This is a genomic window from Citrobacter sp. Cf118 (genome assembly GCF_030334095.1).
GTDB classification, from domain to species: Bacteria; Pseudomonadota; Gammaproteobacteria; order Enterobacterales; family Enterobacteriaceae; genus Citrobacter; species Citrobacter freundii.
Window position 1 is genome coordinate 579,868 of the sequence record NZ_JAOWES010000087.1, and the last position, 12,049, is coordinate 591,916.

Consider the following 12,049-nt stretch of genomic DNA (forward strand, 5'->3'; position numbering starts at 1 on the left):
AATCAATAGACCAGCTACAAGCCTCTATCTCATTTCACGTTACAATGAGTTTGCTGGAACAAAGCTGATCAAGCAGGGCCTGCTGATGGCTGATAATCAGTATAGCCAACGGTCGACGCTGGCATTCTTCAAGCAGCAGCGCCCAGATATCCCGTTGAATGGAAGGATCGAGCTGGGCGGTAATTTCATCAGCAATAAGAAAACGTGTCCGCGGGTCCAGCGCACGAAGTAAAGCAATTCGCGCCAGTTCACCGCCAGAAAGTTGTCCGGGGCAGCGAGTTAACCACTCTGGGTTGATGTGAAGACGGGTAAGCATTTCAGCATCCGGTCGCCAGGCATCATGAACCGCATCACCGGTGCTGCGTCGGGGGTTAAAAGTTAATTCCGGATGCTGTGGCACCAGTTGCACCGGGCAATACTGGTGCATCGGTAACGGTTGTTCATCAACCAGAATGTCACCCGAAGTTGGTTTCTGCCAGCCCGCCAGCACGCGTCCCAGCGTCGTTTTGCCCGTCCCACTTGGCGCACAAATCCCAATACGTTCTCCAGGGTGTAGAGAGAAGGTCAGATTTTGCCACAGAACCTTTTCTCCCTGACGGATTGTTACATCACGACAGCACAACATCGCGCTCTCCAAAAAGTTGATTTCTTTCAGGCAGCGCCCGCCATTGTCGTTGCAGATGTTCGCTAATCTCTCCGCGTAACAGCTGTTCCCGGCTGACGTTATCCGACACCCTTCCCTGATGCAGCGCGACAATACGATCCGCATGGCGGGCCGCCAGCGTGAGGTCATGCGTTACCCATAAAACGCCAGCCCCTTGCTCACATTGCTCACGCAACTGTTCAAGGAGTTGATTAGCCAGAGGTGCATCAAGCCAGGCGGTAATTTCATCCGCCAGAATATAGCGAGCCTGACTCAGAGACGCATGACAGGCCAGGACACGTTTCGCCATACCGCCTGAAAGCTGGCGCGGAAAAGCATCTAATACGCGACTTTCCAGTCGGCTACGCTGGAGCAATCGTTCAATATTTCCGGCATTCCATTGTTGGCCAGAAAGCTGGCATGCCCTGCGCAGATGCTTTTCAATCGAGAGCAGCGGGTTAAGCGCCTGAACGCCTTGCGGGACATAGCTGAAGGTATTGCCACGACATTGGCGAATATCATCGCTGTTCAGCGTTTTGCCCTCCAGCGTGATAGTGCCCTGGAAGCGCAAATTCTCCGGTAAGAGATCGAGCAGGCATTGCAGCAGCAGGCTCTTACCCTCCCCGCTTCCTCCCACTAACGCCACCATTTGACCCGGTGCCACGTCGAAAGAGATATCCTGCAACAGCGAAGACCAGTTTCTCGCGCCGTACCAGCGATAACGCGCCACCTCCAGCGAGACCTGTCTTAAACTCAACATGCGTCACCTCGTAACCATAAACGATGTACCGCCCTTGCGAGCTGATCGAATAACATCACCAGACTGAACAACATCAGTCCCGGAAACAGCACCAACCACCAATCGCCATGACTGATAAATCTCAGCGCATCCGCCAGCAGCAGTCCCAGTGACGGTTCATGCGGTGCCAGCCCAAAACCGAGGAAGCTTAACGCCGCACTGTGCAACACCGCGTGGGGAAACATCAGTAGTGTTCCCGTTAGCCATTGAGGTAATAAGGCGGGTAGATAGTGATGTCGCCAGCAGTAAAAATGTCCGTGTCCCAGACGCCAGGTCAGCGTCAAGTAGTCACTGTGGGCCACGCGCTGCGCTTCAGCACGCAGGATCAGCGCCAGACGCGGCCAGTGGGTCAGCGCAACCGCCATAATCACGCCGTTTTTCCCACCGCCCAGCGTAAAACAGATCAAAATGAGCAACAGCAGATGCGGCATCGACAGCATGGCATCAGTAATCAGACGCATAAGCACATCCAGACGCGGATGTATGCGCGAAACCGCCGCCATCACTAACGCAATGAAACCGCTGCACAACGCCGCACCAATACCAATTTGCAGACTGGTTAGTGCACCCTGAAAACAACGGATCCACAGGTCGCGACCAAGGTTGTCGGTGCCAAACCAGTACAGCGCATCAGGTGGTAAATGCCGGGCAAGCAGATTAACGCTCAACGGGTTATCCAGCATTGCGGCACCATACACTGCAATGAATAACAGGCAGCTAAATGAGAGCAAAAGACGAATCAGCGTCGGCGTCGGGTTATAGAGCATCAGGTCGTTCCAGAGCACGGTTCAACATACGGACAAGCCAGGTAGACAGCGAGTTACCAATAAACACCAATACGGTACTGAACAATACAATTCCCATCAGTAACGGCAGATCTCCACGTAATCCAGCATCAATAGTGGCCTGCCCCAGTCCCGGGTAAGCAAAGACTTTTTCGGCCAATAATGCGCCTCCCAACAGCTCCCCCAGCGAGGCAAACTGCAAACACAGCGCAGGCGTAATTGCATGACGCAGAACCTGATGGCGTAACAGTGACCAGCCTTTATCTCCCTGAGAACGCGCAAAACGGACAAAATCGCTTTTCATCACGCTGGCGATGCTTTCCCGTGTATGAAGCGTAATTTGTCCCAATCCCAGCAAACTGAGCGCGCAAACGGGAAGCACCAAATGGCGCAGACGCTCAGTCAGCGTCGCCATATCGCCGCTGTTGCCCGGCTCCCACGCGCAGCAGACCGGAAATACCGGCCAGCGCACGGCAAATAACGCCAGCAACAGCATGCCAATCCAGAAGGTCGGCAGCGAAGAAAGCAGATAACTGAGGCGACAGATTGCTTTATCCGGCCAGCGATTCAGATAGCGACCCGCGACAAACCCCATTGCCGTTCCCAATATGCCAGAGAGCAGCCACGCGCCACCAAGCAGCGCAAACGAGGTAGAAAAGCGTTCCTTGATCACGCTGGCAACCGGTGCGTTAAACAACATTGAATAGCCGAGATCGCCCTGTAATACACGGCCAAACCAGTGACCAAAACGCTCCCATAGCGGTTGGTCCAATCCCCAGCGAGCCGCGATACGCGCATATTGCTCCGGCGGCACATGCAGGAGATCGTTGCCGATATAAGCCCGAATCGGATCGACCGGAGAAAAGCTGAGCAGCATAAAAGTGCCAGCCGCAACCAGCACCAATAACACCATCAGCCGTAGAAAATGGCCCACAACAGACTTCATCAACGGCAGGTCCAGGTCCATTCGTCCAGATTATTGAGCAGTGACCAGCTACCGTGAATCTCCGGTGCGCCTTTACCTAAGTCAATACACGGATTTGCCAGGTAGGTATGCTGAATATTCAGCAGCCATGCCCAGGCCGCATCGCCCTGCACGCCAGCCCCTTGCTTGCCATCCCACTCAACTTGTTGCCAGAACGGCAACGCTTTTTGCCAGTCCGGAGCGTCAATAGCCTGTTTAAGATGCTGCTCAACGACAGGATTGCTGTAATAGCCTGGATTGTAGTATTCCACGCCCGCAGCCTGATTACTGTAGTGATGGAAAAGCTCCATCGGATCCAGACTTCCCCAGCCAAACAGCGTCGGGTTGGCATGCATATGCCGCTCAACAGTTTCCCAGCTCCCGGATTGCAGAGAAATCTGAATACCCACTGGCTCCAGCATCGCACGTACGGCTTCGGCTAAATCCCGGCGTGTACTGTCACCGCTGGCGTACCACAACGTTAAGCGAGCCTCTTTACCGTCCTTCACACGTACGCCGTCTTTACCCACCTTCCAGCCGGCTTCTTCCAGAATCGTTCGCGCTTTTTCGCTATCGCCATCTTTGAACGCAACTGATTGTCCCTGCCATGGCAGACCCTGAACCGCGCTATACGCCGGAATCGCATGACCTTCCATGACCTGATCGGCAAGCTGCTTACGGTCGATGGCGTAGTTGATGGCGCGCCTGATGGCAACATCGGCAGTGATATCGTTCCCAATCGGATAGCCATTGGCGTCTTTTTTACCTGCAGGAACCATCGGGAACACAATGCCCCGGTTTTCCACGCTGTCGCGTACCCAAAGTTTCAAATTTTTCTGCTGAGGAGTGACCGCCATCGACGGCGCGATACGTACGAGTCCCAATTGGCCGCTACGCGCTGCGGCATAAGCGTTATCTTCATCAAGGAAGACAAACACCAGCTTACTGAAATCATTTTTCTTACCGGCATACCAGGGGTTAGCCTCAACGATCAACTGCTGCCCCGGCTGAAAACTCACCAGTCGATACGGACCCGCGCCAATCGGATTTTTAGCGAATGTTTTTTCGTCATACCGTTTTTGCGGAACAATTCCTAATGAACCCAGCACGTTCACAAAGGTACTTTGCGGGCTACGCAACGTAATTTCTACCGTGCGGTTATCTTTCAGACTGGCATGGGTGAAGTTTCCCATGTCGATTTTGCCGCCGCTTTTTGCTGCTTTGTTATAGGTGAACACCACATCTTCAGCGGTTAGCGGCGAACCATCAGAGAATTTAAGGTCAGGTTTTAACGTCAACGTCCAGGTTTTGCCGTCTGCGCTGGTCTCTACTTTTTCCGTCAGCAGGTTTCCCCAGCTCATATCTGCATTTTGTTTTAATAATGGTGCATGCAAAAGCAGATAGCTGCCATGACTCCAGCCCAGCATCGGGTCAAAACCTTCCGTTGGCTCCGGTCCAATTGCCAGTTTTAACGTCTGCCCTTCGCTCGCATTTTGCGCGGCGAGAAGTGGTGAGGTTAATGCGAGAGTCAATGCGCACGTAAGCAGTGCCAGCTTGCCTTTGATCATTATGTTATCCAGTTTTACGTTATTTTTATGCTGCATAACGATTTACAGTCGTTAAGCAGTCTCCTGGGGAAGGGATTATGGCGGACAGAAATGACGAAAAAAATGATGCGGCGCAGAAAAGTATGACGATTTTCTAAAATTATCATACTTTTTTCTGATACTCCGTTATGAGTACGATGTGAATCTCAGAATATAGATTAATCCCTCGCCATTTATTCAAAGAATATTAATCCCTATCTAATAATTACCCATGCGGACTATTTACCCTCCCCGCTATTCCCTTATCTAAAATTCATGACAATTTATGTATATTTATTCAAAAAAAACACCAGAAGTGACAAGTTATGTAAATTTGTAATGATAATTATTTGTATTATCATTACGATCACTTATCTTACTGCCTTTGATTTTTAACAAAGGAAGTTTGACTATGCGTTTAAAACCTGTTGCCTCTGTCGTTCTGTCCTGTTTAGGATTTTCCAGCCCCCTGGTATTTGCTGAAGATGTCATGGTGGTAACCGCTTCCGGTTACGAAAAGAAAATCACCAATGCCGCCGCCAGCGTCTCTGTTATTTCGCAGCAAGAGTTACAAACCAATAAATATAATGACTTAGGTGAAGCCCTGCGTTCTGTTGAAGGGGTAGATGTTGAAAGCAGCACCGGTAAAACTGGCGGTCTGGAGATCAGCATCCGTGGCATGCCCGCCAGCTATACCTTGCTCCTGATTGACGGTATTCGTCAAAACGGCAGCAGCGACGTGACGCCAAACGGGTTCTCTGCCATGAATACCAGCTTTATGCCCCCGCTGGCGGCAATCGATCATATTGAGGTTATCCGCGGCCCGATGTCGACGCTTTATGGCTCCGACGCAATCGGTGGCGTGGTGAATATCATCACCAAAAAAAGCACCGATAAATGGAGCACTTCCATCAATACCGGCGTTAACCTGCAAGAGAGTAATAAATGGGGTAACAGTACGGTCGCCAACTTCTGGTCAAGCGGCCCGTTAATCGCGGGCGTACTGGATATGCAGGTTCGGGGGAGCACAACCCAGCGTCAGGGTTCCAGCGTCACTTCGCTGAGCGATACCTCTTCCACCCGCGTACCTTATCCAACCGAGTCGGAAAACTACAATATTGGCACGCGATTCGACTGGAAAGCCAACGAAAGCAATACGCTGTGGCTGGATCTCGACTCCGCCAGACAGCGTTATGACAACAATGACGGTCAGTTGGGTAACCTGACGGGAGGTTATGATAAAACGCTGCGCTATGAGCGTAACAAAGTGACCCTCGGCCACGATACAGCCTTAACGTTTGGCACCTGGAAATCGTCCCTCGGCTGGAATGAGACCGAGAACAAAGGCCGACAACTGGTCTCCTCCGCACTCACGCCAGAGAACGCAGGTCGGGCCGGTGACGCGCGTGAACTGAAGAACACCAACGTCATTCTGGACTCCGTGCTGCTGACGCCACTAGGTGATTCGCACCTCTTAACCCTCGGCGGGGAATACTGGGATGCACGAATGAAAGATGGTGTGGTGCTGGCCAATACCGGCGAGACGTTCCACCAAAAAACGTGGGCAGCCTATGCGGAAGATGAATGGCATATTCTCGATTCGCTGGCCTTAACCGCAGGAACACGCTATGAGCATAACGATGTCTTTGGCGGTCACCTCAGCCCACGAGCCTATATGGTCTGGGATGTTTCCGACGAATGGACGCTCAAAGGCGGCGTAACGACAGGTTATAAAGCACCATCACTGAGCCAGTTACATAACGGGATCAGCGGTGTAACCGCGCAGGGAACGGTGAATACGGTCGGGAACCCGGACCTCAAACCTGAGGAAAGCATCAGCTACGAAACCGGGCTGTATTACGAGAACAACGCCGGGCTTAACGCCAACATTACCGGCTTCTATACTGAATACAAAAATAAAATTGTCTCGTATTCTATCGATGATAATACCAACAGTTATACCAACAGCGGCAAGGCGAGGACCGATGGCGTTGAATTTGCCAGCACCTTCCCTCTATGGTCGGATGTGCTGACCTTATCTCTCAACTACACCTACACTCAGAGCAAGCAAAAAGATGGTGACAATAAAGGCGCGCCGTTAAGCTATACACCAAAGCATATGGCTAACGCCCGTCTGAACTGGCAGGCAACGGAAGATATGAACGCCTGGCTGAACGCACGTTATCGCGGTAAGGCCCCACGCTTCACGGAAAATTACGACAATCTCAGCGCAGTACAAAAAGCCGTCTATGACGATAAAGGTGCTAATTTAAAAGCCTGGACCGTCCTGGACATGGGAATGTCTTACAAACTGACCAAAGATCTGACACTTAATACGGCAGTTAATAACGTGCTGGATAAAGACTTTAGCGAGGTTAAACTTTACCAGGTGGGCCGTAATAGCACCTACGCAGGTGATTATTATCAGACTGCACAATCCACCACCGGATACGTAAACCCGGGTCGTAACTACTGGGTATCTTTAAACTATCAGTTCTAATGTTGTTTTCCCTTCCTGACGGACTGGAATTGATAGCCCGTCAGGAATTATGTTACATCAAATAACAGGCGGATGATGTTATAAAATCGCACTCTTTATAAGGATATGATTAAAACACTCTCAGCCACCTGTAACTAAAAGTAACTAATTTTCATGTTAAATTCTTACCAGGCAAGAACACCAGAATCAGATTTATTCACACAACAAATGCCTAGATTTTAAAAATCGGAAAACAAAAGCCAACATCATCATATTTTTCTGAGTTACCAGACCTTACTCTCAAAAAAACATTTATCAAAATAATAATAAAAATACATTCACATAATCAATTCTTCAAGTTTGAAAAACAAAAAGAAACATCTTCTTTGATTTGGAACGGATACTCAATGTTATTATTTCAAAAATAACATCCACGGTAACCGCCATGCTCATCACATACGAAATACTTAATGGAATAATGGGTGAAAGAGTTTCCGATGATTGTATTATTTACTTGTCTGGACCTTCATCATTAGATACGCCCCTTGAGATAATGCGTAGTAAAAGCTGCATTTGCGTAAATGGTAGCGCAGGCTATTTAATTAACAACAATATCCCTGTATTTATTTATGTTGTTTGTGACGGTTCTTTTTATGAAAACAATAAAGACTTATTTTATAAGTATTCCGCCTATGCTCAGCATACCTTTATTAGTGAAGATGTTATTAAAAGAGCTGATTCAACAGAGGCAGGGAACTTGCTCAACACATGTTTTCTGTTAAAGGACATTTGCAAATCCAGAGGTGGTATCGGTAGAAAGATTCGCTATAAAATAAAAACAATGACTAACAGGAATCTCCGAATTAAATGCTCTGCATTCAGAAAAGTGAAAACAATTGCATTTTCAACTGATGTGACACATGGTCATTTTGGTAGTGCTACGGTCGCATTTAGCGCGTTACAAATAGCCATTAGTCTAAAATTTGAAAGAATAATTTTTTCAGGTTTAGATTTGAAAGGTAGCTGTAAACGGTTTTACAATGAAGTTAACGCTCAACCCACGACTCTACCCGCTGATCTTAGCTTTATATTAAGGTCATTTTCTTATGTAAGTAGCCACTATGACGGTAAGATCTACAATCTTTCTCCACAAACAGCTATTCCCTACGATGTTATTCCGTTCATCAATACAGAAGAAGTAGCTTGTTCCACCTCCTACTAGCAATACACCAACGGTAAGAATATTTAAACAATTAATACAGAAACACCCCTTCTTGCACCATTAGATACAATGCCAAAACAATAACCCCGACGATACCACCTAAAAACAGTACTGCGGCAATCGCAAGCTGGTTGCGGTTTGTGTACTTCGTATTGTTTCGCACATCCAACTTTTTTTTCGCCGCTTTGTGACTTGAATCACGCTCCATCGCGAATGTTATATCTGCCATGCCATTATCCAGTTGCTGTATATGAAAACACAAATAACCACCATATCGATAAGGGTATAGATTTTAAATAACAGAATCTGAGATTTGTCTCACGATAAAGATAATCGTCGGATTTTTACTCCCGAAGCAGATTTCATGCTCCCTTTTCATCAATAAGGTTATCCTGTATTTATTCGACAAAAACCTTCACTTTAGGCTTTGCCAGCAGAATCATGACGAACTCAGTGAAGGCCACTGGTTTATAGAAATAGTACCCTTGCAGGAAAACAATGTTGTTTTTGTTGAGATAATCGAGCTGAGCCTTCGTTTCAACTCCTTCTGCAACGATGCTTAAAGACAGCTTGCGCGCCAGATCGAGAACACAATCCAAAATTCGGGTTGAATCGGGAAGCTCATTAACCCTTCCCACAAAGCTCTGATCGATCTTAATGTAATCAATGTGCAGGTCATGCAAATAAGAAAGCCCAGAATAGCCCGTACCAAAATCATCAAGCGCAATCACAAAGCCATTTTCATGCAGGATATTTAGCCTCTGCACAAGCTCTTCATCTACATGTAATGGCTCACGCTCAGTAACTTCAATCACCAGGTTGAGATCATGGCGGCTGAAGCTATCTCTGAATTTCAGACACTCCTCCACAAATGTAGGGGAAGTGATATGGGATGCGCTGAAGTTAATACCGACATGGAATCCAGATGGCAGCTTGCTGGTAATGGCGTTCATATTCGCCGCAACCTGCCTCATCAGACTTTGAGTTAGTGGCACTATCAGGCCTGATTTTTCGGCGACGGGAATGAAGGAGGCAGGAGAGATATATCCGGCTTTTGGATGTTTCCATCGGGCCAGCACTTCAACACCGCGTAATGTCCCCTCACGACCATTTACGATAGGTTGATAAAAAGGCACGATCTCTCCTTTTACTATCGCTCTGCGCAACGTTTCTTCTGGGGTATCGTTCTTATTTAGATATTTATCAATGGCATAAGCGGCTGCGAAAGAGATTAACAGGATAAAAACCAGAATCCCTGAACCTTGTGTAACCAGCCTTTTTGCACTAAATAATGGCGGTTCATTATAAATAATGCTGAACGGATACTTTGCGGAATTCACCTGACCAGACATCTGTGAGCTTGCTGTAACGGTTTTCACATCGCCCAATAAACCAAGCACTTCGTCACCTACGAGTAGTGAATATGTCACCCCCTTTAACGACACATTCAATGCTCCACGGATATGCACCCCGCTAATGGTGACAATGATGTGGTTGGTTTGAAAATGAGTTTGATACAGCAGAACGGGTATCTCATTTTCCGTATTTCTTGCGGGAGTAAGCAGCAAATTTGTATCAGCAATCACCGGAATTTGCTTAAGCAAGATCCGATTACCTGGCAGTGACGTACACCATAGCTTCCCCTGTCGGATAATGATCAGCGTTCGCAAATGAGGGCGAAGTGCAGCTTCAGTTCCAAGTTGGTATTGACCCTCCAGATCGCATTTTTTTTCGGCGATGTGCTTAGCGGTTCGGGTTGCCTGGAAAGCTTCATCCAGTATGTTATCCATATTTTTCGCGGCATATCTGGCTCCTCCAAGGGTTTCTGTCGAAGAGGAATACCAAAGCTGCATATTAAGAATAAAAACACCGATCAAAAAAAGACACACCGCAGCGGTTACCGGTAAAAGTACTTTGCGCATTCTCATGTCCTGTGGCGAAAACTGATCAGTCGTTGCGATGAGCATAGACGTGTTCTCATTTCTCTCTACAGAGCATGGTAGATAGAATCAAAAGTCGCCATGCGTCCAGTCACACTTCCAAAGCCACAATATAAGAAATGGATTTTTATATAAAATTAGTCCTGGAAAGATCATAACGATAATGACATCCCTCCTTCCAATTTTGCTATCATATGAATGTACTAATAAGAGGTAAGCAAATGAAAATCTTTATCACTGACAATGAAGGGAATCTCATTCCTGTTGACGGAAAAAGCGTCGTGATCGAATTGAATAGCGGCGGAACTATTGAGATCGCCGAGGAGTACAGTCGGGACGATGTTCCTGAAGGTATTAATCTGTGGGGAGGACGAGAACCTTCCCCTTCACTCTCATTCGAGGAAATTAAAGCTCGAACAGAAGGCCTTGGTGTTTACCCCATTGCAGCCAATGCCCTGCACGTATTCCCGTACAAATTTTCATCAAAAGAATGATTGCATACAGCAGGCGAAGCGTTTTTCTCAAACCAAAGTAAGGCCATTGTTATCATAAATACCTCTGGCCTTGGGGGGAGTCAACTCGCTAATATCTGTTACTTCTGATTGCAGTCCATGCTGGCGCTGCATTATTTCATCACTATATACAGAAAGAAAATAGGCTTTTGAGAGTGATTCCTGAGCATAAGCATTTGAATAATTAATAAATGATTATAATGTTAAGAAAATAAGCACTAAAGACAGTATGTACGTGGTCTAAAATATTAATCGTCATCATAATGCTTATGTTTCTTGCGATCACTCATAGACTCTTTAAAAGCTTCTGCTTGTGTATTAGCAGCCTGCAGTCGACTCATATTAGCACTGTAATTATTCCAATATTCTTTTTCTTCGTGATAACAAACATCACGGCTAATTCCCTTCGCTTCGCACTTTGCTAAGCGTTGTTCTTCTGATACGCAACCAGACATCAAAGAAACAGTAGAAAACGCAACCAGTATTATCATTAATTTATTCATATAAATAACCTTAGAATTTCCAGCCGGCGCCGACTACAATACTATTAGCTTGTGCGCCAAAGACCTTAGAACCTTCATAGCCTGCATCAACAGTGAAAGCTGCAATGGGGGTAAACTGAATACCAGCACCATAGGCAAAACCTGTAGAAGTATCAGTTTCACCATTAGCTTTGATCGCACCTCTCCCAATACCCACCATTACATAAGGTTTTATCACATCATTTACTTTATAACTTGCACCGACTAATGCAGAACCATAACCACGATCTATATCATTATCGTCATTTGCTGAAATAGTTAAGGATGTTATAACGCCTAAATCACTTTCATCTGGGGTATAACCATATTTAGCGTTAAGACCGTTAAGGTTCTGTCCATCTGTCCGGGTATGTACATAACCGCCGGTGACTACGCTTTCTCCTGCATAAACTGTCATAGCAAAGCATAATGTAACAGCCACTAAACCTGTTTTTAAACTTAGCATTTTAATAACCATTTTCATCATCAACTAATAGTAAGTTACATACATAACAAGGAGTCATGCTTTGAATTTTATTTCTCAAACATGTCGCCAAGATAAAAACAGAAAGGTAATAAAAAATCAATCGAGAAAAAT

The 12,049-nt window shown here is 46.8% G+C and carries 12 protein-coding genes and 1 pseudogene; 4 read left to right on the forward strand and 9 right to left on the reverse strand.

The window, feature by feature from the left end; genetic code table 11:
- Positions 1-34 precede the first annotated feature (34 nt).
- The 5 genes from OGX67_RS18085 to OGX67_RS18105 are packed head-to-tail and all read right to left on the reverse strand — an operon-like array spanning position 35 to position 4,795.
- Positions 35-625, reverse strand: coding sequence for an ATP-binding cassette domain-containing protein (locus OGX67_RS18085; protein WP_257651410.1), 591 nt, complete (start codon positions 623-625; stop codon positions 35-37).
- Entirely contained in the window at positions 609-1,403 is a 795-nt protein-coding gene (locus OGX67_RS18090) for an ATP-binding cassette domain-containing protein (RefSeq protein ID WP_044712067.1), read from the reverse strand. The genes OGX67_RS18085 and OGX67_RS18090 overlap by 17 nt, the downstream gene beginning before the upstream one ends.
- Positions 1,397-2,209, reverse strand: coding sequence for an ABC transporter permease (locus OGX67_RS18095; RefSeq protein ID WP_003030742.1), 813 nt, complete (start codon positions 2,207-2,209; stop codon positions 1,397-1,399). The genes OGX67_RS18090 and OGX67_RS18095 overlap by 7 nt, the downstream gene beginning before the upstream one ends.
- Positions 2,199-3,173: an ABC transporter permease gene (locus OGX67_RS18100; protein WP_032950851.1), complete on the reverse strand. Its 975-nt coding sequence runs from the start codon at positions 3,171-3,173 to the stop codon at positions 2,199-2,201. Before OGX67_RS18100 ends, OGX67_RS18095 begins: the two co-directional genes overlap by 11 nt.
- The gene (locus tag OGX67_RS18105) at positions 3,173-4,795 is read right to left on the reverse strand and encodes an ABC transporter substrate-binding protein (RefSeq protein ID WP_257651409.1); all 1,623 of its coding nucleotides are present in this window, start codon (positions 4,793-4,795) and stop codon (positions 3,173-3,175) included. Before OGX67_RS18105 ends, OGX67_RS18100 begins: the two co-directional genes overlap by 1 nt.
- Positions 4,796-5,189: 394 nt before the next feature.
- Here OGX67_RS18105 and OGX67_RS18110 point away from each other — a divergent pair, with 394 nt between their 5' ends.
- Together OGX67_RS18110 and waaZ are read left to right on the forward strand one after the other, a co-directional pair.
- A complete protein-coding gene (locus tag OGX67_RS18110; RefSeq protein ID WP_257651408.1) occupies positions 5,190-7,277 on the forward strand; it encodes a TonB-dependent receptor in 2,088 nt (695 codons plus the stop codon).
- Positions 7,278-7,701: 424 nt separating this feature from the next.
- Positions 7,702-8,478, forward strand: coding sequence for a 3-deoxy-D-manno-oct-2-ulosonate III transferase WaaZ (waaZ, locus tag OGX67_RS18115; RefSeq protein ID WP_257651407.1), 777 nt, complete (start codon positions 7,702-7,704; stop codon positions 8,476-8,478).
- A 31-nt stretch (positions 8,479-8,509) separates the two neighbouring features.
- On the opposite strand, the gene OGX67_RS18120 is transcribed toward waaZ, so the two are convergent.
- Both OGX67_RS18120 and pdeG read right to left on the reverse strand, forming a co-directional pair.
- Positions 8,510-8,707 (reverse strand): hypothetical protein, encoded by a 198-nt coding sequence (locus tag OGX67_RS18120; protein ID WP_257651406.1) that lies wholly within the window; start codon positions 8,705-8,707, stop codon positions 8,510-8,512.
- Between the two features lie 169 nt (positions 8,708-8,876).
- Positions 8,877-10,400 (reverse strand): cyclic di-3',5'-guanosine monophosphate phosphodiesterase PdeG, encoded by a 1,524-nt coding sequence (gene pdeG, locus OGX67_RS18125; protein WP_204583698.1) that lies wholly within the window; start codon positions 10,398-10,400, stop codon positions 8,877-8,879.
- Between the two features lie 239 nt (positions 10,401-10,639).
- Between pdeG and OGX67_RS18130 the strand changes: the two genes are divergently transcribed.
- Both OGX67_RS18130 and OGX67_RS18135 read left to right on the forward strand, forming a co-directional pair.
- Complete coding sequence (locus OGX67_RS18130) at positions 10,640-10,912, forward strand: hypothetical protein (protein WP_032949082.1); 273 nt, start codon at positions 10,640-10,642, stop codon at positions 10,910-10,912.
- 104 nt (positions 10,913-11,016) lie between these two features.
- Positions 11,017-11,118 (forward strand): annotated as a pseudogene (locus OGX67_RS18135) (cytochrome b); the annotation flags it as partial.
- 60 nt (positions 11,119-11,178) lie between these two features.
- On the opposite strand, the gene OGX67_RS18140 reads toward OGX67_RS18135, so the two are convergent.
- Complete coding sequence (locus tag OGX67_RS18140; RefSeq protein WP_071696957.1) at positions 11,179-11,433, reverse strand: hypothetical protein; 255 nt, start codon at positions 11,431-11,433, stop codon at positions 11,179-11,181.
- 10 nt (positions 11,434-11,443) lie between these two features.
- Positions 11,444-11,917 carry an Ail/Lom family outer membrane beta-barrel protein gene (locus OGX67_RS18145; RefSeq protein WP_224773599.1) on the reverse strand — a complete coding sequence of 158 codons (474 nt, stop codon included), beginning with the start codon at positions 11,915-11,917 and terminating at the stop codon, positions 11,444-11,446.
- Positions 11,918-12,049: the final 132 nt, after the last annotated feature.

Coding starts and splice junctions, on each gene's coding strand:
- OGX67_RS18085 (WP_257651410.1), bottom strand. CDS start 625: ATGTTGTGCTGTCGTGATGTAACAATCCGTCAGGGAGAAAAGGTTCTG.
- OGX67_RS18090 (WP_044712067.1), bottom strand. CDS start 1,403: ATGTTGAGTTTAAGACAGGTCTCGCTGGAGGTGGCGCGTTATCGCTGG.
- OGX67_RS18095 (WP_003030742.1), bottom strand. CDS start 2,209: ATGCTCTATAACCCGACGCCGACGCTGATTCGTCTTTTGCTCTCATTT.
- OGX67_RS18100 (WP_032950851.1), bottom strand. CDS start 3,173: ATGAAGTCTGTTGTGGGCCATTTTCTACGGCTGATGGTGTTATTGGTG.
- OGX67_RS18105 (WP_257651409.1), bottom strand. CDS start 4,795: ATGCAGCATAAAAATAACGTAAAACTGGATAACATAATGATCAAAGGC.
- OGX67_RS18110 (WP_257651408.1), top strand. CDS start 5,190: ATGCGTTTAAAACCTGTTGCCTCTGTCGTTCTGTCCTGTTTAGGATTT.
- waaZ (WP_257651407.1), top strand. CDS start 7,702: ATGCTCATCACATACGAAATACTTAATGGAATAATGGGTGAAAGAGTT.
- OGX67_RS18120 (WP_257651406.1), bottom strand. CDS start 8,707: ATGGCAGATATAACATTCGCGATGGAGCGTGATTCAAGTCACAAAGCG.
- pdeG (WP_204583698.1), bottom strand. CDS start 10,400: ATGCGCAAAGTACTTTTACCGGTAACCGCTGCGGTGTGTCTTTTTTTG.
- OGX67_RS18130 (WP_032949082.1), top strand. CDS start 10,640: ATGAAAATCTTTATCACTGACAATGAAGGGAATCTCATTCCTGTTGAC.
- OGX67_RS18140 (WP_071696957.1), bottom strand. CDS start 11,433: ATGAATAAATTAATGATAATACTGGTTGCGTTTTCTACTGTTTCTTTG.
- OGX67_RS18145 (WP_224773599.1), bottom strand. CDS start 11,917: ATGCTAAGTTTAAAAACAGGTTTAGTGGCTGTTACATTATGCTTTGCT.